15 protein-coding genes, 1 tRNA gene and 7 pseudogenes are annotated in these 19,700 nt (G+C 53.5%); 9 read left to right on the top strand and 14 right to left on the bottom strand.

All coding sequences use genetic code 11. The features are described 5' to 3' along the window. Positions 1 to 68: 68 nt before the first annotated feature. The 5 genes and pseudogenes from JZM24_RS06145 to JZM24_RS06125 all read right to left on the bottom strand — a co-directional run bounded on the left by JZM24_RS06145 (position 69) and on the right by JZM24_RS06125 (position 3,736). Positions 69 to 347, bottom strand: coding sequence for an FAD-dependent oxidoreductase (locus JZM24_RS06145; protein WP_246579895.1), 279 nt, complete (start codon positions 345 to 347; stop codon positions 69 to 71). A gap of 20 nt (positions 348 to 367) precedes the next feature. Then, complete coding sequence (locus JZM24_RS06140; protein WP_215669035.1) at positions 368 to 988, bottom strand: FAD-dependent monooxygenase; 621 nt, start codon at positions 986 to 988, stop codon at positions 368 to 370. 13 nt (positions 989 to 1,001) lie between these two features. Then, entirely contained in the window at positions 1,002 to 1,217 is a 216-nt protein-coding gene (locus tag JZM24_RS06135) for an FAD-dependent oxidoreductase (protein ID WP_215669034.1), read from the bottom strand. 317 nt (positions 1,218 to 1,534) lie between these two features. Further along, on the bottom strand, positions 1,535 to 2,422 hold the full coding sequence (locus tag JZM24_RS06130) for a DODA-type extradiol aromatic ring-opening family dioxygenase (protein WP_215669033.1): 888 nt from the start codon (positions 2,420 to 2,422) through the stop codon (positions 1,535 to 1,537). Positions 2,423 to 2,537: 115 nt separating this feature from the next. Further along, positions 2,538 to 3,736 (bottom strand): annotated as a pseudogene (locus JZM24_RS06125) (IS3 family transposase). A gap of 976 nt (positions 3,737 to 4,712) precedes the next feature. On the opposite strand from JZM24_RS06125, the gene JZM24_RS06120 reads away from it, so the two are divergent. From JZM24_RS06120 to JZM24_RS19645, 3 genes are read left to right on the top strand one after another with little or no spacing between them, the layout of a single operon-like run. Beyond that, positions 4,713 to 5,315, top strand: coding sequence for a pentapeptide repeat-containing protein (locus tag JZM24_RS06120; RefSeq protein ID WP_215669032.1), 603 nt, complete (start codon positions 4,713 to 4,715; stop codon positions 5,313 to 5,315). Next, entirely contained in the window at positions 5,287 to 5,649 is a 363-nt protein-coding gene (locus tag JZM24_RS06115) for a pentapeptide repeat-containing protein (protein WP_215669031.1), read from the top strand. Before JZM24_RS06120 ends, JZM24_RS06115 begins: the two co-directional genes overlap by 29 nt. Next, complete coding sequence (locus JZM24_RS19645; protein WP_215669030.1) at positions 5,639 to 5,836, top strand: pentapeptide repeat-containing protein; 198 nt, start codon at positions 5,639 to 5,641, stop codon at positions 5,834 to 5,836. The genes JZM24_RS06115 and JZM24_RS19645 overlap by 11 nt, the downstream gene beginning before the upstream one ends. A 514-nt stretch (positions 5,837 to 6,350) precedes the next feature. Here JZM24_RS19645 and metJ read toward each other — a convergent pair. After that, on the bottom strand, positions 6,351 to 6,668 hold the full coding sequence (metJ, locus tag JZM24_RS06105) for a met regulon transcriptional regulator MetJ (protein WP_011411976.1): 318 nt from the start codon (positions 6,666 to 6,668) through the stop codon (positions 6,351 to 6,353). Positions 6,669 to 6,984: 316 nt separating this feature from the next. Here metJ and metB point away from each other — a divergent pair. Both metB and JZM24_RS06095 read left to right on the top strand, forming a co-directional pair. Next, positions 6,985 to 7,974 (top strand): annotated as a pseudogene (metB, locus tag JZM24_RS06100) (cystathionine gamma-synthase); the annotation flags it as partial. Between the two features lie 417 nt (positions 7,975 to 8,391). Beyond that, positions 8,392 to 9,452, top strand: a pseudogene (locus JZM24_RS06095) (IS3 family transposase); the annotation flags it as partial. A gap of 34 nt (positions 9,453 to 9,486) precedes the next feature. Here the strand turns inward: JZM24_RS06095 and JZM24_RS18465 are convergent. From JZM24_RS18465 to aspA, 7 genes and pseudogenes are all read right to left on the bottom strand, one after another. Continuing rightward, positions 9,487 to 9,993 carry a tyrosine-type recombinase/integrase gene (locus tag JZM24_RS18465; RefSeq protein ID WP_246579893.1) on the bottom strand — a complete coding sequence of 169 codons (507 nt, stop codon included), beginning with the start codon at positions 9,991 to 9,993 and terminating at the stop codon, positions 9,487 to 9,489. Positions 9,994 to 10,052: 59 nt separating this feature from the next. Next, positions 10,053 to 10,316, bottom strand: coding sequence for an Arm DNA-binding domain-containing protein (locus JZM24_RS18460; protein WP_246579892.1), 264 nt, complete (start codon positions 10,314 to 10,316; stop codon positions 10,053 to 10,055). Between the two features lie 185 nt (positions 10,317 to 10,501). Then, positions 10,502 to 10,577 (bottom strand) — tRNA-Phe (locus JZM24_RS06085). 106 nt (positions 10,578 to 10,683) lie between these two features. Continuing rightward, positions 10,684 to 11,259, bottom strand: a pseudogene (dicD, locus tag JZM24_RS06080) (division control transcriptional repressor DicD). Positions 11,260 to 11,302: 43 nt separating this feature from the next. After that, a pseudogene (locus JZM24_RS06075) lies at positions 11,303 to 13,077 on the bottom strand (protein-disulfide reductase DsbD). Continuing rightward, positions 13,053 to 13,421 (bottom strand): divalent cation tolerance protein CutA, encoded by a 369-nt coding sequence (gene cutA, locus JZM24_RS06070; protein WP_215669029.1) that lies wholly within the window; start codon positions 13,419 to 13,421, stop codon positions 13,053 to 13,055. Before cutA ends, JZM24_RS06075 begins: the two are co-directional and overlap by 25 nt. Positions 13,422 to 13,490: 69 nt before the next feature. After that, a complete protein-coding gene (aspA, locus tag JZM24_RS06065; protein ID WP_215669028.1) occupies positions 13,491 to 14,927 on the bottom strand; it encodes an aspartate ammonia-lyase in 1,437 nt (478 codons plus the stop codon). A gap of 354 nt (positions 14,928 to 15,281) precedes the next feature. Between aspA and JZM24_RS06060 the strand changes: the two genes are divergently transcribed. The 4 genes and pseudogenes from JZM24_RS06060 to JZM24_RS06045 all read left to right on the top strand — a co-directional run bounded on the left by JZM24_RS06060 (position 15,282) and on the right by JZM24_RS06045 (position 18,503). Then, positions 15,282 to 15,737, top strand: a complete 456-nt coding sequence (locus tag JZM24_RS06060) for an FxsA family protein (protein ID WP_215669027.1) — start codon at positions 15,282 to 15,284, stop codon at positions 15,735 to 15,737. Positions 15,738 to 15,956: 219 nt separating this feature from the next. Next, the gene (locus tag JZM24_RS06055; protein WP_215669026.1) at positions 15,957 to 16,250 is read left to right on the top strand and encodes a co-chaperone GroES; all 294 of its coding nucleotides are present in this window, start codon (positions 15,957 to 15,959) and stop codon (positions 16,248 to 16,250) included. Positions 16,251 to 16,295: 45 nt separating this feature from the next. Beyond that, complete coding sequence (gene groL, locus JZM24_RS06050; protein ID WP_215669025.1) at positions 16,296 to 17,942, top strand: chaperonin GroEL; 1,647 nt, start codon at positions 16,296 to 16,298, stop codon at positions 17,940 to 17,942. 208 nt (positions 17,943 to 18,150) lie between these two features. Next, positions 18,151 to 18,503, top strand: a pseudogene (locus JZM24_RS06045) (DUF4156 domain-containing protein). A 143-nt stretch (positions 18,504 to 18,646) separates the two neighbouring features. Here JZM24_RS06045 and epmB read toward each other — a convergent pair. Next, positions 18,647 to 19,675: pseudogene (epmB, locus tag JZM24_RS06040) on the bottom strand (EF-P beta-lysylation protein EpmB). Positions 19,676 to 19,700 lie beyond the last annotated feature (25 nt).

Here is a 19,700-nt window from a genome sequence, read left to right as displayed (position 1 = left end):
GGCAACGCCTTGGGGTGTCGACGCGCGATCATCGGCCAAGCCGGGCGCCAAATCGGCTTCGACCCCAATTAAACGCCGATCTTATAGCCGTGAAGCCAGGAAAAATGCCGGCCAAGTTCATTAAGGACCCGATTGCGCTCCAGGCGCGCGGCCCCTGCGGGGAGATGCAGGCAATCATTGACGCTTCTCGACGAGGTTTGGATCCGTTCACCCCGCGCTTTACGCTCCCGCTCATAGGCATCGAACTTGGCTGCCATGGAGGAGAGTGCGTCATCATTGATAACATGGGCGAGGGCAATAGCATCTTCAAACGATGAAATAGCCCCTTGTCCGTGATGCGGCATCATGCCGTGTGCAGCATCACCGATCAACACCGCCCGTCCGCGATGCCATGAGGACTGACCTGGAACATGCCCCAGCGTTCAGCCAGATTCACATGCTCAAGCAATTGCCCGACGGCGGGATGCCAATGGGCAAACTTTTTGCCGATGGCCGCGGCGTCGGCAGGGACTCGCCAGGCGTCGTGCTCCAACTTCTCCGGGCCATCCATGAATACTACGATGGTTTGATATTCAAAGTCTTTGCCGATGGGAAAATTAAGTACATGCATGCCCTCGCCAATCCAGTCCGTAAAGGAATGCGGCTCGGGAAGACGGTCTAATAGTGCGGTTTTGGCCAGCCCACGAAACGCACTGTTGCCCGTAAACACCGGGAGGGCGGTATCACTGACCGTCTGCCGCACCACCGATCGGATACCATCCGCCCCGACGACCAAATCCGCGGTATCCCGGGTGCCGTCAGCCCAATAGAGCGTTGCTTCTTCCCCTGAATCATCCAGTCGGGTCAATTGCTTACCGAGCCGGATATTAACTCGCCCGACGACGTCAAGCAACGCCGCCTGAAGATCGGTACGGAAAGCGCCATAATAGGGGGAACCATATTCCTGCCGGTACCAGTTATCACGCGCTAGCGGCTGGGAGGCCGCCACGCTGCCGTCCCCATTACGAAAATAGGCCGCTTCCGTCTCGCAAGACCGTCGACGCGATACCCATTTCTGCAAACAGGCGCGTTCCATTCGCCCAAAGCGAGATCCCGGCGCCGAGCTCGGTCAATTCATTGGCCTGTTCATATACGATAACATCATGCCTGCTGTTTCTCATGGCGGCGGCGAAAGCTAACCCGCCCATACCCGCTCCGATTACCGCGATTCGTGCCATCGGGTTTGTTCTCCAGTCATTTTCGACAAAATGGGGATGCCATGTCCTGTCGGCGACAGTAAGCCTCGTTGCCCCAATACAAAGCATCATCGGCTGGCGTTAGCTGAAACACCTGGCCAAGGCGCCCTGATCGGAGCGCCTTTGTTATCAGCCTTTCTTCTTGGACGCTGTTTGCACCCGATGATGAGCCCTAACGACGCTCAAGCTCAGCTCTGACCCGGATAGGTTAAATAGCTCATGCCCGTAATCCACTCTGGAACGGATTCATACGCCACATAATCAGGGCGGGCTCCTTTCATGGCGCCCATCAGCGCGACCTAATTAAGCGCCTCATGGCCACCGTGGCCGCCGCGCTCTTCCACTTCCTCGTAGGTCAGCGCGCGCATATAGGCCACATCGCCAGCCTCGAAGCGCTCCAGCATTTCGCGATCCCATTCTTCATTGACCAGCGGATGGCTGTGGCCCAAGGGCCATTCCATTCTGCTCATCATATCGATTTCGTATTGGGAAAAGTCGGTATAAAGGGTCGGGTCGTCAACCAGAGCGCTCTTGCCGACGGTTTGATAGACCTTCATGCGCTGCAGCAACTCATCCTCTTCCGGCGCCCCCTCGACCCAGACCGGCGGCCAATGAGAGAGCCCCCCCGTCGCGAGGAAGTGAACGCGATAATCGTTCGGCAAGGCATCGATGATTTCACGCACTTTCAATCCCAAATCATAAGCACGGGAATACGGCATTATAGGCGGAGAAAAGACGTTGATATAAACCGGTACCACCGGAATATTGAATTCAGGATTGATAAAAAACAGCGGCATCATCAGGTTATTTCCGTACTCGATAGCGCCCATCCGCGTGGTATCAAAACCGCCGTGGATCAGTTTCTCCAGCAGGGTTTGTGCGATGCCTGCATGACTGGCAATACTATGCTGAGTATCAAATTTCAGCGCTTCCATCATGTATTCTGCCGGGCCGATATTGGCATCGCTTACCGGAACACCCAGCGTAGGCATGAGATTACGGAAGTTATTTTCAAAATGATCATCCAAAAAAGCAATAATCAGATTCGGTTTAGTTTCATCGATACATTGCTTAAGTTTGGCGTGGATCGCCGCCAGGCGTTCACGCTGTTCAGCCGAGTGCGCATCCGCCCAGCCTAACGCGCCGGGGACATGGGACATACTGATTGCACTGACAATCTTGGCCATATCAATACCTCATGAATTACACTGTCTTGATGAGTGAAATAAATAACACCCCTGTGAATCACCCGGCGTTTTTTACTGTGATCTTGCCCCGCCATCTCCGTACAGCTTTTGTATCTTAAGTTAACGAAGCCCGCTGCCGCCGGTATTCTCTCGGAGAGTGATATCCCAGCGCGCTGTGCGGATGGTTTTCATTGTAATGCGTGAAAGCTGCTGCAAGGTTTCGCAGGGCTGTTCTCGCATCCGGTTTTGGCATGAACTCGATATAGTCTTCCTTCATCGTCTTCACGAACCGTTCGGCCATGCCATTGCTCTGCGGGCTGCTCACCGCTGTTGTGCAGGGCTCCAGATCCAGTTCTCTGGCGAACCTCTGCGTTTCATGCGCGGTATACGCTGAACCGTTGTCCGTCAACCACTGCACCGCTGTATCGGGTAACCTGTCGCCGAAGCGCTTTTCTACCGACATCAGCATCACATCCTGCACGGTCGAACTGTCGTAGCCTCCAGTGCTCGCAGCCCAGTCTATGGCCTCTCTGTCGCAGCAGTCCAGTGCGAAGGTGACCCGCAGTTTTTCACCGTTGTCGCAGCCGAACTCGAAGCCATCTGAACACCAGCGCATATCGCTTTCTGCCACCGCGATCCTGCCCTTATGCTCACGCCTCGGCCGCTCTGGTTTTCAATGTAATAACAGCAGGTTATGCTCACACATGATCCTGTAAAGTCGTTTCGCATTTACCGGCGTCAGTCCCTCTGCGCGACGTTGTTTACGCAGGATGCCCCACACCCGCCGATAGCCGTAGCTGGGCATATCGCTGATGATGTCGAGGATGTCCGACAGTATTTCAGCGTCTGCTTCGTCATTACGCCGGTTACAGCGCCTGTCCTGCCAGTCGGCAGAACGCTTAATCCGCAGTGACAGCGGCGCACGCGACCCGCTCATGGCGCGGCTGACCTGTGCTATTCCCCGGCCTTTGGCAACAAGGGCGCGTGCGCTATCCATTTTCGTGACTGGCCGTACTCCACGGCTTCTTTTAGGATCTCAACCTCCATCGTCTTCTTACCCAGAAGGCGCTGGAGCTCCCGGACCTGCTTCAATGCAGCTGCAAGCTCAGAGGCAGGAACAACGTCCTCCCCGGCAGTGAGGCTTCCTTCCTGATATTGCTTTTTCCACTTAAACAGCAGGCTGGGCTGGATACCGTGCAGTCGTGCGAGATGGGAGACATTCATGCCGGGCTCCATCCTCTGCTGAATAATGGCCATTTTTTCCTGAGGAGTTTTACGTTTACGGACTTCTTGACCTAACGGGATCCCGGTCATATCAAAATTGGCGTTAGTGTTAGACATATATTCAAGCCTATCTCTTATCTGGAGATACAGCTACTGTCTGGTGTTTCAGGGGGATAAATCACAACTCGCCCCCAGAGCATGGCATAATGGGTCAAAGCCGTTTGGTAATTTTTACCACGCCCCTGGCGTGAAATACCTCCCCTGGTTCATCACGTTACGCCTACCGTTTTCTTTAATCTTTATCGATCAGTGCGGTCAATTATGGCTGCTGCTTACTTTAATTTAATTGTAATCGATAATTGCGGTCTTATGACTACTGTTGACTTTCACTATAATCAATCCATGCGGACTATTATGGCTATTGCTTTCGTTGAGTGTGATCAATAGATTTCGGCTAATATGGCTATTGCTTTAATTGAGTTTTATCAATAAATTTAGTCTATTTTATTCTCTAAGTCCTTTACGTGCGATTAATCAATTCAGCCAATTCTCATTGCTGCACGCTTTGCTAGTGATGAATCAATGCGGTCTATTTTGTCTAAGCCTCGCTCATGAGTTCGCCATATTAATCAACGTGATGAGTTAAGCCATAAATAAGCGTGCGCGAAATGATCATGCTCAAAATAAGAGTTTTACCTTATTATCGCCCTCTCACAAAAATAGCAAAATCCTATGGACCTATTACATTGGAATTGTTCCTCGTATGAGATACTTAACTGGGACAAGACTATAACTAAAATGAGTGACCGTAACCTGTGCTTATCTTCACCTGCACTGATGAAACACGAGAGGCAATGACGTACCCAGACCAAAATTCTCATGCTTATCGCTCAGTATGCTGCCGATCAAATATCCACCGCAATCGGCACTCGGCAATGACTCCTTTTTAGGGTTTGGGCTTTGCGGATGCGCGCTCTTTTTTTGTGGTGCTGCTTGCCTGATCGGTTTTAGTTCAGTAGTAGGTTTAATTTAATAACTTCCATCCATTTATCCGACAAAGGTCATTATGATTACAACGCATACCTCCATTAATAGTACCTTGGATTTTGCCCGCGCCGCGGGCACCGGCTCATCTCATGCCATGAAAGATGACATGTCGCCGACAGGTATCCTCGAGAATGTATTAGATATTTTGACCTTTGGCGGTATAAGGCGTGAAAAGAAAAATTTATACACCGTCATGATGGACAAAATGGTGGAAGCGTTAAATGGAACAGATATAACCGAGCCGCGGGATATCATTTTACATGATGTCAGCGGCTATAAAGTATCGTTCAAACTTACATCAATGGATAGCGATGAGAAAAAGGTGACGGCGGAAGTTGGTGATGGCGGACATGCTGTCAGTCATAAAATTGCTCTCAAGACCTATCATGATGTCTGCCGGACATTAATGCTGAGGAACCAATTTCAACTACCTCAGGACCCCGTTATCTTGACTGAACAAGGTAAGATGAAACTGATCGGAACGAATCTGGCGCGCGAATATCTGGCCGGTTTAGACCTGTCCGGTGCTGATCTGTCCCACGCGAATCTTTCCCGTACCAATTTGGCCGGTGCCCACCCTGGAAGACGCCATTTTGGCGGGCGCCACCCTGATGCGTGCTGACCTCATCAATGCTGACCTGACCGGTGCTAATTTGACCAGGGCTGATTTTTCCCGTGCTGATTTGACCAAGACCGATCTGACCAACGCGACGCTGCTTAAAGCTGAGCTGACGGATGCTATTCTGAACGACGCCGAACTGGTTGGTGCTAATCTGTCGGAAGCCAATTTGTTCAGAGCGCGGCTAAAGGGTGCTGATCTTTCCAATGCTACTCTTATCAAGGCCAATCTGAGTCATGCTAACCTGGTTGGTGCTGATATGATGCACGCAAATCTGACGGAAGCTGATTTATTTTGGGCACAGCTAAACGGTGCTGACCTCACCCATGCCAGTTAATCTGACTGAAGCGGATCTGGCTGATGCCGAGCTTATTGATGCCGATCTGACCTTCGCTAAGCTTGGCGGTAGCAATCTCGAGGGCGCTGATTTGCGCGGCGTCGATCTGTCTTTTTGTGACTTGACTCAAATAAACCTCATTGCCGTTGACATCAGTAAAGCCAAGCTGGTTGGTGTTAAAATGTAGCGAGACATTCTGAGGGGCTTTGTTCTTACAATCGCGAACCAGAACGCAGCCCTCTTCCTTTTCAACACCGCCAAAGCAGAGGGGAAGAAAACCCTGAAAGCGAACATGCCGAACGGCGCTGGGCAAATTGTGCATAGCTTTATTTTGCATAAATGCATGACAGAAGCGCGCGCTCAGGGCTTCTCCTATCACCCGTTTACGGAACAAATCTGCCCATCTTACCCGGCTTTGCTTATGCCGCGGGTTCAGCCCGTTTATCCTAAGCGCCCGCTACCGGCGATGCAGCGAGGCGCGCACGATTGACAAGCCGGGAAAGCCACTTGAACAGGGTTTGTCTCTTTTTTCGGCAAAGGCTTGGCATGCGGATTGTCATGTTCCTGGCCCAGGTTAGCGCTGAGTCACGCGCTATACCCGCAGTGCAGGGGGGATAACGGCGCCAGGAGCCCTGACATTGACGGATTAATGAGCGGTGGCGGTGCGGAGCGTCACGACGCCCCGGTTGATTTGCGGGATGTTAATATTCCCACGTATCGGGATCGATCCCCATTTCCCGCATCATGTCTTTAGCCACTTCCGGGATTTCATCGTTTCGCTCTTTGCGCAGATCGTGATCGTCCGGCAGCGGTTGGCCGGTGAAGGCGTGCAAAAACGCTTCACACAGCAGCTCGCTGTTGGTGGCATGGCGCAGATTGTTCACCTGGCGCCGGGTTCTTTCGTCGGTCAGAATCTTGAGAACCTTCAGCGGAATGGATACCGTAATCTTTTTGACCTGTTCACTTTTTTTACCATGTTCAGCATAAGGGCTGACATACTCACCTTTCCATTCCGCCATGGGATACCTTAATGTCTCAACGAATGAATATAAATTGCAGAAAGTTCGCTAATTATGCCGTATATGCGGGAAACGCTCTACTTAATGCCGGCTAAATTTGCTGTTTATCACCATTTCCTATCATTTCGCCCTCGACCCCGACGTTCGCCTGCGTTACAACATGAGGATTGGGTTTTAACATTTCAAATCAGCGTAATTTTAGCGGTTATTGTTGCTGGGCTCAATCTATACGTAAAGAAGTTTAGATGTATTGACGTCTATCTTTGCGCGGTATACTCTTCCACCTCACTTTTAGCATTTGTCAGGATGCGACACCATGACGCGCAAGCAGGCCACCATCGCAGTTCGCAGCGGGTTGAATAACGACGAGCAATTCGGTTGTGTCGTTCCGCCGATTACCCTCTCAAGTACCTATAATTTCATCGATTTCAACCAGCCGCGTGTACACGACTACTCGCGACGCGGCAACCCGACGCGGGATGTCGTGCAGCGGGCGCTGGCGGAACTGGAGGGCGGTGCGGGCGCGGTGATGACCAGCAGCGGTATGTCGGCTATTCATCTGGTGTGTACGGTTTTTCTCAAGCCCGGCGATCTGTTGGTGGCGCCGCATGATTGCTATGGCGGCAGCTACCGGCTGTTCGATATCCTGAGCAAACGGGGTGCCTATCGGGTACAGTTCGTTGATCAGGCGGATCCGCAAGCACTGGCTCAGGCACTGGCCGCCAAGCCAAAGCTGGTGTTGATAGAAACGCCCAGTAATCCGCTGCTGCGGGTGGTGGATATTGCCGCCATCTGTGGTGAAGCGCATAAAGCGGGCGCCTTGTGCGTGGTGGACAACACCTTTATGAGTCCGGCGCTGCAGCAGCCGCTGGCGCTGGGCGCCGATCTGGTCGTGCGTTCCTGCACCAAATATCTCAACGGGCATTCCGATGTGGTCGCGGGCGCGGTGATTGCCAGCGAGGCGGAAATAGCCATCGAACTTGCCTGGTGGGGCAACAATATAGGCGTGACCGGCAGCGCATTCGACAGCTATTTGCTGCTGCGTGGGATACGTACCCTGACGCCGCGCATACGGCAACAGCAGAGTAACGCCCAAGCTATCGTCGCGTATTTACAGCAACATCCGCAGGTGAAAAAGTTGTATTATCCTGGCCTGCCGGAGAATCCCGGGCACGAAATTGCCTGTCGTCAGCAAAGCGGCTTTGGCGCGACGCTCAGTTTTGAACTGGACGGCGACGAAACCACGCTGCGCCGATTCCTGGCCGCGTTGACGCTCTTTACTCTGGCCGAGTCGCTGGGGGGTGTAGCGATGCAAAATATTTTGGACTAATTTGCAAGCAATTCTGGACTCCTTTAAACCCTAAAAAGTAACCATTTTGGACAGTCCAGAATTGTTTGCAAAAAGGAAATCAGGCGAAATTGCGAATGATCAACTCGCGTCTGCTATGAGAGCTGTTGCCTAATGAGTATTTTAGGTCAACAACGTCGATATGAAGGTTTTTGAAGATGCTTCTCATTTCTGGGATATCATTAACTGAAATAACCATTCTTCCTGCTATCGAATGAGCCAGGCTATCAATGATGCTGTATTGCTCCAGGCCAAACGCCGCGCCATAGCCTTGAGTCTTCCAGTGATTTATCCCCCTGAAACACCAGACAGTAGCTGTATCTCCAGATAAGAGATAGGCTTGAATATATGTCTAACACTAACGCCAATTTTGATATGACCGGGATCCCGTTAGGTCAAGAAGTCCGTAAACGTAAAACTCCTCAGGAAAAAATGGCCATTATTCAGCAGAGGATGGAGCCCGGCATGAATGTCTCCCATCTCGCACGACTGCACGGTATCCAGCCCAGCCTGCTGTTTAAGTGGAAAAAGCAATATCAGGAAGGCAGCCTCACCGCCGGGGAGGACGTTGTTCCTGCCTCTGAGCTTGCAGCTGCATTGAAGCAGGTCCGGGAGCTCCAGCGCCTTCTGGGTAAGAAGACGATGGAGGTTGAGATCCTAAAAGAAGCCGTGGAGTACGGCCAGTCACGAAAATGGATAGCGCACGCGCCCTTGTTGCCAAAGGCCGGGGAATAGCACAGGTCAGCCGCGCCATGAGCGGGTCGCGTGCGCCGCTGTCACTGCGGATTAAGCGTTCTGCCGACTGGCAGGACAGGCGCTGTAACCGGCGTAATGACGAAGCAGACGCTGAAATACTGTCGGACATCCTCGACATCATCAGCGATATGCCCAGCTACGGCTATCGGCGGGTGTGGGGCATCCTGTGTAAACAACGTCGCGCAGAGGGACTGACGCCGGTAAATGCGAAACGACTTTACAGGATCATGTGTGAGCATAACCTGCTGTTATTACATTGAAAACCAGAGCGGCCGAGGCGTGAGCATAAGGGCAGGATCGCGGTGGCAGAAAGCGATATGCGCTGGTGTTCAGATGGCTTCGAGTTCGGCTGCGACAACGGTGAAAAACTGCGGGTCACGTTCGCACTGGACTGCTGCGACAGAGAGGCCATAGACTGGGCTGCGAGCACTGTAGGCTACGACAGTTCGACCGTGCAGGATGTGATGCTGAGGTCGGTAGAAAAGCGCTTCGGCGACAGGTTACCCGATACAGCGGTGCAGTGGTTGACGGACAACGGTTCAGCGTATACCGCGCATGAAACGCAGAGGTTCGCCAGAGAACTGGATCTGGAGCCCTGCACAACAGCGGTGAGCAGCCCGCAGAGCAATGGCATGGCCGAACGGTTCGTGAAGACGATGAAGGAAGACTATATCACTCTCCGAGAGAATACCGGCGGCAGCGGGCTTCGTTAACTTAAGATACAAAAGCTGTACGGAGATGGCGGGGCAAGATCAGCGGAATGATCCAAAGTTGATCTTCAAAATCCATTTCAGACCAACGGGCGAAGCCTAGTTCACTTGAACGAATGAATACAAGCATAGATAGCTTTAAAGCTAATACAGTGAGTTTGCGGCCTTTGTAAGCATTTATGCGGCTTAATTGATCGGGTATTTTCTCAAGTTCAAGAGCGGGATAATGAGTCCGCTTAGGCGTGATTAATGTTCCGCCAAGTTCATGAGCTGGGGTTTGAGCAATCATATCTTCCTGAACAGCATAACGCATGATAGCTGTAATACGTTGTTTCAGGTGTGAAGCTGTTTCATGTTGGCCTTTGCCCTCAATTTTACGAAGAGGAAGAAGCAGATCACGAGTGGTTAACTTCGTAATATCTTTTGAACCAAGAGCCGGGATAAGATGATTGATGTGGATGTTTAAAATCCGTTCGCTGTGTTGAGGTATACACCGCTCACTAACAGACATTTTCTTATGCCAATCAAGCGCTACGGCCTCAAATGTAAAATCTCCGCGCTCTTCAGCCTTTACAGCCTTTTTTGTTGAAGTGGGTCGATACCACTGGCTAACAGAGATTTCATCTCCAAGAGGCTTGTACGAGCTTCTGCGAGTGATACGGTAGAGTAGGTGATTATAGAAAACACTTTCTGCTTACCATCAAAACGATAAGCCGCTTGCCAATACTTTGACCCATTCGGATGCACAAGCAGATACAGCCCCTTGCCATCGGAAATTTTAGTTGGTTTTTCGGAAGGCTTGGCGTTTTTTACTACAATATCAGTCAAGCGCATGGCGGGCCTCCAGTGCTGTAAATGTTGGTAAAAAACTCATCGAACTGAGTTTACCAACTTTTTTACCAACAAAAAGTGGTGGCTGCCAGTGTATTTCAATGAACAGTAGTTAACATGAAGAACGGGATAACTTGTTGACTTTATAAAGCAAAAAGGACGCCAAAGGGCGTCCGTTTCTGAATGGTTGGTGCCCGGACTCGGAATCGAACCAAGGACACGGGGATTTTCAATCCCCTGCTCTACCGACTGAGCTATCCGGGCAACGGGCCGCATTAAACCGTATTGGCTCGTTTTCGTCAACGGGTTTATCCTGGAAATAAGCGAAACCGCCGCCAATTGCTGAGTTTTCAGACAAAATGCGGAAAATTCAGCTTAGGGCGCCGTTTTTACGGCACAGCGCCAAACGCAGAATATCCTCCGCCAAGCGACGCGCAACCGCCACATCCTGGGCGTTGTGTTTGACCAGCAGTTTACTCAAGCACCCTTCAAGCACCAGCTCCATCTGCTGGGCGACCATGGTCGGATCGTCAGCCTCCAGCTCCACCAGTAGCGCCCGGGTATAGCGGTAAGAAGCCTGTTTTTGCCGTTCGGCCAACTGATGGATCGGGTGCGTTGTTTCGGGATAAAAGCTGCAGGCGGCGATAAACAGGCAGCCTAGGTAACGCTGTTGCTCAACCTGCTCTGTCAAAATACGATAGCGCGCCAACGGTTTTTGCTGTGCATCCATCGCCTTATCCTGCAGTACGCGGCTACGCCATTCATCGACCTAGCCGGCATGATACTGCAGGCAATCATGATGTAACGCTTCCCGATCCGGCCAATAAGCGCTCAACTGTGGCAGCGTCAATGTCAGTTCGTCGGCCAGCATCGGCAATGAAACCCGCGCGAAACCGCGTTGCTCAAGCAGGCTCAACGCCCGATCGCGTATGTGTTCTCGTTGCACATTTCCTCCTGGTTAACCGGCGGTTGCCTTGCCTGAGTGTTGCTCACGGGGACAGTTTCCGCAAATGTTGCGCAAATTCCGCCGCGTTCATAAAACCGGCTACTCGCGAGCCTGGAATTTCGTTGCCGCGGCTGTCGAAAAACAAAATGGTTGGCAGACCCATCACACGCAGTTGGCTAAGCAGCATTTTTTGCGCCGGTGCATTGGCGCTGACATCCGCCTGCAGCAGCGTCAGGCGGTTCATTTGTTCGACCACGGCGGAATCGCGAAAGGTGTATTTATCAAACTCCTTACAGGCCACGCACCAGTCGGCGTACAGATCCAGCATCACCGGCTTGCCGGGGGCGGCGTTAAGTGCCTGCGTGATTTGCGCTAACGTTTGCACCGGCTGAAACTGCGGTGCGGCGTCGGTGGCTGACGCCGTGCTGGCCGGTGCCACCCAAAGCCAATCCTGCAGCGGCCGCGCGCTTATCAGGGTCAGGCCCAACAGGAGCAACGCCAACCACCGGGCGCCGCGCCAGCGTGCCTGCAGGCACAGCAGGAAAGCCCAGCCGAAAAATGCGACGCCCAGCAGTCTCCAGAGCCGCGTGCCCCAGCTATCCCCCAGGATGCGCTCCAGCAAGAGAACACCGGCAGCGCCAGAATTACGAAGCCGAATCCCTGTTTGACCAGCTGCATCCAGGGACCACTCTTGGGAAGCAGCCGATGGCCGAACAGCGCGACCAATATCAATGGGATACCCATCCCTACCGCATACAGCCACAGGGTGAAACCGCCAAACCAGAGATTACCGCTCTGGGCGATGTAGAGCAAAATGGCGCTTAGCGGCGCGGTAGTGCAGGGGGAAGAAAACAGACCCGCCAGTGCGCCCATAATAAAGACGCCGGGCAGGGTGCCTTGACGCTGGCGGTTGCTCCACAGCGCCAGACGGGTCTGAAGCGCCGGAGGTAATTGCAGGGTGAAGACGCCGAACATCGACAATGCCAGCAGGATAAACAGCATGGCAAGCTCGATCAGCAGGGCGGGCTGTTGCAGCGCCGCCTGAGATTGCAGGCCGTCGGCGGCTACCGCGACCACCAACAGTGTATAGGTGATGGCCATTCCCATCACGTAGACCAACGCCAACAACAGTACCCGGGGGGTGCTTAGCTGTCGCCGGTCACCGAGGATCACCGCGGAAATCAGCGGATACATCGGCAGCACGCAGGGCGTAAAGGCGATGCCGATACCGATAAGCAGCGCCCACAGCGGGGAGAACGGCACTTTGTTGCTTTGGGGCGGGGGCGCCGGGGTGATTATGCCCGGGCCGGCGGTGGGTGAGGGTGCCGGGATAAGGTCTACGCTACCTGTCCCTGCCCCGCCTGGGGGTGTCGCGGCTATGGCCGACAAGGGAATGACCTGGGTTTCTGGCGGGTAGCAAAAGCCGGCTTCGGCGCAGCCTTGCCAGCTGACGCGAAGCTGGCTGTGGTTTTGGGCCTGCGTCAGCGGCAACGTTATGAGCAGCTCATCGCGGTAAATCGCCACATCGCCGTAAAATTCGTCATGGTGGCGGCTACCGGCAGGCAGCGTGAAGGCGCCGAGGGTAGCATTAACCGGCTCAAGCTGGACTTGCTGGCGGTACAAATAATAGCCGGGATGGATATCCCAGCTCAGCCTCAGTTGCGCCCCCTGCTGGCGGAAATCGAAGCGGAACGCTTGTTCCGCAGGAATGAACTGGTTGCCATGAGAATTGCCGAATAAGGCGGCATGGGAAGGCAGTAGCGGCAGCAGGCACGTTAGCCATGCCAGCAATATCAGCGTAAAGCGTCGTTGAGCCATGATAGATAATCGGGATCGCCGCCGGTAACGGGCAGGACCAATAACTCCGGGGTTTGATAGGGATGATGGGCTTTAATTTGCGCAAACACTGTCTGCTGCAGGGTCGCGTGGCTTTTGATAAGCAATTGAACTTCGGCCTGCTGTTCGAGCGCGCCCTGCCAGTGATAAAACGATGTGGCGCCGGGCAACAGGGTGACGCAGGCGGCGAGTTTGCCGGCCAGCAGGCGCCGGGCGATGACGCAGGCGCAGGCGTCATCGGGCGCGGTGCAAAGGATGAGACACCACCCCGGTTTCTCGGGCTGTAGGTGGTCGCCGCCCGGTTTGCCCTCTGGGTTATCTGCCATTATCACCCCTCGTGTGGAAAACGCCGGCGGGCAGTATAGCCTGTTCGCGCCGCCGGCGACAGTGCAGGGTCAGGACGGAGTGTCGTCGGAATAGCGTCTGGCCTTGTATTCTGGATACATCAGGTTTTGCAGCGAGAAAATATCGTCCAACTGCGCCGCAGTAAGCAGGCCGCGCTCAATCACGACCTCTCGGACGCTTTTCCCGGTTTCAGCACAGATTTTGCCGACGATGTCGCCATTGTGGTGGCCGATAAACGGGTTGAGATAGGTCACGATACCGACGGAATTAAAGACATATTGCTCGCAGATGTCCTGATTGGCGGTAATGCCGCCGATGCATTTATCCTGCAAATTGTAACAGGCATTGGTAAGAATATGCAGCGACTCGAACATCGCCTGGCCGATGACCGGCTCCATCACGTTCAACTGTAACTGACCCGCTTCCGCCGCCATGGTGATGCAAGTATCGTTACCGATAACCTTAAAGCACACCTGATTCACCACTTCCGGCAGCACGGGGTTGACCTTGGCGGGCATAATTGACGATCCCGCCTGCAGTTCTGGCAGATTGATTTCGTTGAGGCCGGCGCGCGGTCCTGAGGACAGCAGCCGCAGGTCGTTGCATATTTTAGATAGCTTCACCGCCAGGCGTTTCAGGGCGCTGTGGACCATGACATAGGCGCCGCAGTCGGAGGTGGCTTCGATTAAATCCTCGGCCGGGACGCAGGGCAGACCGCTTATCTGCGCCAGTTTCTCCACCGCCAGCGCTTGATATCCCTCCGGCGTATTGAGCCGGGTGCCGATGGCGGTCGCGCCGAGATTCACCTCCAGCAGCAATTCTGCGGTGCGCAGCAGGTTTTTGTTTTCCTCTTTTAGCAACACATTAAACGCGTGGAACTCCTGTCCGAGTGTCATGGGAACCGCGTCCTGCAGCTGTGTCCTGCCCATTTTCAAAATACCGACAAATTGCTGCGCTTTCTGTTCAAAACCCGCCCCCAAGTAATCGATCGCTTCCATCAGACGCTGAAGTGCGTGATATACCGCCAGGCGAAAACCGGTGGGATAAGCATCATTAGTGGACTGACATAAGTTAAGATGATCATTGGGATTGAGGAATTGATATTCCCCTTTCTGGTGCCCCATTAATTCCAGGCCGATATTCGCCAGCACTTCATTTGTGTTCATATTAACTGAGGTGCCGGCGCCGCCTTGAAATACATCTACCGGAAACTGATCCATACAGCGTCCCCGGACCAGCACTTCATCGCAGGCGCTGGCGATGATATCGGCAATACTGCGCGGCAGTGTCTTCAGCTCCTTATTGGCCAGCGCGGCGGCTTTTTTGACCATCACCATGCCGTGTACCAGCTCGCGAATATCGCTGATACGCGTGTTGCTGATGTAGAAATTTTCGCTGGCGCGCAGGGTATGAATGCCATAATAGGCGTCAGCCGGCACTTCGCGGGTGCCCAGCAGGTCTTCTTCGATACGGATGAGGGTTGACATGCGTCTTCCTTGTAATTGTCGGTCTTTATCATTAATGTTAAAAGAAAATGGGTTAATATTTACTCTATGCAGTGTCTTTAACTGATGCGGATTTTATTTTTGCCATTATATTCTGTCATTAAGACAAGACCATTAAGTCGATCACGCTTAGTTAATCGTTTTTATTTAACCCGTTAGCGACGGCGGTCTGTTACTCTGGCGGACCACGACCCGGCGTGCTGCTTGAAAATCGCCTTGGGGGATACCATTACACTAAGACAAGCCGGCAACAAGGCTCATTTTTTTGCGGTGGCGAATTTTAGCGTTCAGGGTCTGCGACTTTCGCCATCGCAATCGATAACACAGGAGAATTCGGTGCGCTGGATACCGTTAATCATTATCTTTATCATCACCTATATTGAGATTTCCCTCTTCATACTGGTCGCTCAGGTGCTTGGCGTGTTGGCGACACTATTACTGGTGATCGCCACCTCTTTTATCGGCGTCTCGCTGGTGCGCGCTCAGGGGCTGCGCATTCTGGGGCAAATGCAGGTGAAACTGGCCCGCGGGGAGAACCCCGCCGGCGAGATGATCAAAAGCGTTTCTCTGCTGCTGGCGGGATTTTTGCTGCTGCTGCCCGGTTTTTTCACCGATTTTCTCGGTCTGCTGCTGTTATTGCCACCGATACAAAATCTGATAACGCTGCGCCTGCTGTTTTATCTGCGGTTTCAGCGTGGTCAGGGCGCCGGGGGAGAAACCTTCGAGGGCGAGTACCATCGTCATGACCTTCCTCACGATAGGTTAAACGACCGGCACGACGACGAGAAATAAGCGAAAAAATGGGATGGGGTGATAACTTGTAACTTATTGATTGAATTGATGTTAAATTTATTGCGGCGAAAAATTGTTCGCGTAAATGAAAAAATTTTTTTTACCCCCTTGAAGCTTCCCCGAACGCCCCCATCTTAATCACCACGAGGCCGGGCATGATGTCATGCCGGGCATTCATCCCAAAAAAACTGATACGGACTTTTTCAAGGGGAGCTATCAATGAAAATTCGTCCATTACATGATCGCGTTATCGTCAAGCGTAAAGAAGTCGAAGCCAAGTCTGCGGGCGGCATCGTGCTGACCGGCTCTGCGGCGGGTAAGTCCAACCGAGGTGAAATACTGGCTGTGGGCCACGGCCGTATCCTGGAGAACGGCGAAGTGAAAGCGCTGGACGTGAAGGTAGGCGATATCGTGATTTTCAATGACGGATATGGCGTGAAGGTTGAGAAAATCGACAACGATGAAGTGCTGATCATGTCCGAAAGCGACATCCTGGCTATCGTTGGGCAGTAATCCGCGCGTAATCATCTGAACTGAACGAATTTAAGGGAAATAGAAATGGCAGCTAAAGACGTAAAATTCGGTAGCGACGCTCGCGTAAAAATGCTTCGCGGCGTAAATGTTCTGGCCGACGCGGTAAAAGTGACTCTGGGTCCTAAAGGCCGTAATGTCGTGCTGGACAAATCATTCGGCGCGCCGGTCATCACCAAAGACGGCGTTTCGGTTGCACGTGAAATCGAATTGGAAGATAAATTCGAGAACATGGGCGCCCAGATGGTGAAAGAAGTTGCCTCTAAAGCTAATGACGCTGCAGGCGACGGCACCACTACCGCGACCGTGCTGGCCCAGTCTATCGTTAATGAAGGCCTGAAAGCCGTGGCCGCCGGCATGAACCCGATGGATCTGAAGCGTGGTATCGATAAAGCCGTTATCGCCGCCGTGGAAGAACTGAAAAAACTGTCCGTACCCTGCGCCGATTACAAAGAAATCGCTCAGGTGGGGACCATCTCCGCCAACGCCGATGAAACAGTCGGTACCCTGATCGCTGAAGCCATGGCGAAAGTGGGCAAAGAAGGCGTTATCACCGTCGAAGAAGGTTCTGGCCTTCAAGACGAGCTGGACGTGGTGGAAGGGATGCAGTTTGACCGTGGTTATCTCTCCCCGTATTTCGTCAACAAGCCGGAAACCGGTGCCGTTGAACTGGAAAGCCCGTTCATTCTGCTTGCCGACAAGAAAATCTCCAATATTCGCGAAATGCTGCCGGTGCTGGAAGCCGTTGCCAAAGCAGGCAAACCGCTGCTGATCATTGCTGAAGACGTTGAAGGCGAAGCGCTGGCGACGCTGGTGGTGAACACCATGCGCGGTATCGTAAAAGTTGCCGCCGTCAAGGCCCCGGGCTTCGGCGATCGCCGTAAAGCCATTCTGCAGGATATCGCTATCCTGACCGCGGGTACCGTTATTTCCGAAGAAATCGGCCTTGAGCTGGAAAAAGCCACCCTGGAAGATATGGGTCAGGCCAAACGTGTCGTTATCACCAAAGACACCACCACCATCATTGACGGCGAGGGCGACAAAGCGCTGATCGATAGCCGCGTTACCCAAATCAACCAGCAGCGCGACGAAGCCACCTCCGATTACGACCGTGAAAAACTGCAAGAACGCGTGGCCAAACTGGCAGGCGGCGTTGCGGTTATCAAAGTGGGTGCCGCTACCGAAGTCGAAATGAAAGAGAAGAAAGCGCGCGTTGAAGACGCCCTGCACGCAACTCGCGCTGCAGTGGAAGAAGGCGTGGTCGCCGGTGGCGGCGTGGCTCTGATTCGCGTAGCTAACAGCATCGCAGATCTGCGCGGCGACAATGAAGATCAGAACGTCGGTATCAAAGTCGCGCGCCGCGCGATGGAAGCGCCGCTGCGCCAGATCGTCGCCAACGCCGGTGAAGAGCCGTCCGTCATCGCTAATAAAGTGGAAGCGGGTGAAGGTAACACCGGTTACAACGCGGCTACTGAAGAGTACGGCAACATGATCGACATGGGTATCCTGGATCCGACCAAGGTAACCCGCTCTGCACTGCAGTACGCTGCGTCTATCGCTGGTCTGATGATCACCACCGAATGCATGGTGACCGACCTGCCGAAGGAAGACGAGCCTGATCTGGGTGGCACAGGAGGCATGGGCGGCATGGGCGGCATGGGCGGCATGATGTAATTCCCCCACACCGTTGATTGCTCAGAAACCCCCGGCAAGCCGGGGGTTTTGTTTTTTTGGTAAAAAATTATCAACGAAGCGGGTTTTAAGGTATAAACTCAGGGCGTCCACAGGGCGGATCGCCGAAAAATACGGACTGGCTGCGACGGAGGGAAGCGTGGCGCACACAGCCAATTTGCTCCACCCTACAGGAACTCATGAGGAAAAGATGCGGACCACATTCTTAATGATGCTTTGTGCCGGCAGTCTGTTGATGGCGGGATGCAGCAGCACACATGAATTAACGGCAGCCGGCCAATCGGTGCGTTTCACCGACGAACAGCCCGGCAGCGAGTGCCGCCTTTTGGGCGAGCTTACCGGTACCCAGAGCAATTGGCTTTCCGGGCAAAACGGTGATAACAGCGCCATGCGCGGCGCGGCGAATGATTTAAGGAACCGTGCGGCGGCTATGGGTGGCAATGTCATTTACGGTGCCACCAGTCCGGTTAGTAAGAAACCTACCTGGCGAGCTTTGTGCCGCTGGACAGCAAAATTCAAGGAAAAGTCTTTACCTGCCCATAATGCCCGGCGGCAACGATAGCTGGCGTTTGCCGGCTCCGTGCATCCCCGGCCTTTAACAGGCCAGGGTGCGTCGCCCGGCAAATCCCGGGTAATGGTACGCCATCCGGCGCACTGGAGCGTAACACGTCGCGCAATTTTCGCCATCAGCGTTGCCGCAATCCAAGATCCAGTGGTGTTTTGCTGCGTTCGCCGCCGATTTCCCGCGCCAGTCGCGGCACCAGATAGCCTGAGACTTTCTTCAGTAGCTGCTGCATGATCTCCCTTGCTTGCTTATCCTCTACCATAAAATGCGCCGCCCCCTGCACCCTGTCCAAAACATGTAGGTAGTAGGGCAGAATGCCGGCGGCGAACAAGGCTTCACTCAGCGCCGCCAGCGTATCGGCGTTATCATTGACCCCGCGCAGCAGGACGCTTTGGTTAAGTAAAGTCACCAGCGCATTGCGCAACCGTGTCGTACTCTCGCACAAAGCGGCATCGATTTCGCGCGCATGGTTGATGTGCGTTACCAATACCACCTTGAGTCGGCAGCCAGCCAACCGCTGGCATAGACGTGCGGTAATACGGGCCGGGATCACCACTGGCAGTCTTCTGTGAATGCGTAGGGTGGTCAGGTGAGGGATCTCTTCCAGCAGGCAGATAAGTTCATCCAGCTCGTGATCTTTAGCCATTAACGGATCGCCGCCGGAAAGAATGATTTCATTCAGCTAAGGGTGTTGGCGGATATAGGCAACGGCACGCAGCCAGTTCGTTTTGTTGCCCTGATTTTCCTGATAGGGGAAATGGCGCCGGAAACAGTAGCGGCAATTGACCGCACAGCTGCCTTTCACCAGCAACAGCGCGCGGTTTTGATATTTATGCAGCAGGCCGGGCACCACGCTGTGCTGTTCGTCCAGCGGGTCGGTGCTGAATCCCGGCGCCACATCGAACTCCTCGCGCGCCGTAATCACCTGGCGCAGCAGTGGATCGTCCGGGTCGCCCGCGAGCATGCGCGCCGCAAAAGCGTGGGGGACGCGGAACGGGAACAAGCGCCGTGCCTCGGCACCTTCGCGCAGGCCGGGGTGCCGATCGAGCCCGAGAAGCTCAAGAAGTTGCACAGGGTCGGTAATGACATCGGCAAGTTGATGTAACCAATCTTCTCTAGCGAGCGTATTTCGGGTTATAATATGTGCCATTTTTTGGCTTAATTACCAAGTTTAT

Origin of the sequence: Candidatus Sodalis endolongispinus, assembly GCF_018777395.1 — a bacterium.
GTDB lineage: Bacteria > Pseudomonadota > Gammaproteobacteria > Enterobacterales > Enterobacteriaceae > Sodalis_B > Sodalis_B endolongispinus.
This window is presented reverse-complemented; position numbering and strand designations above follow the sequence as displayed.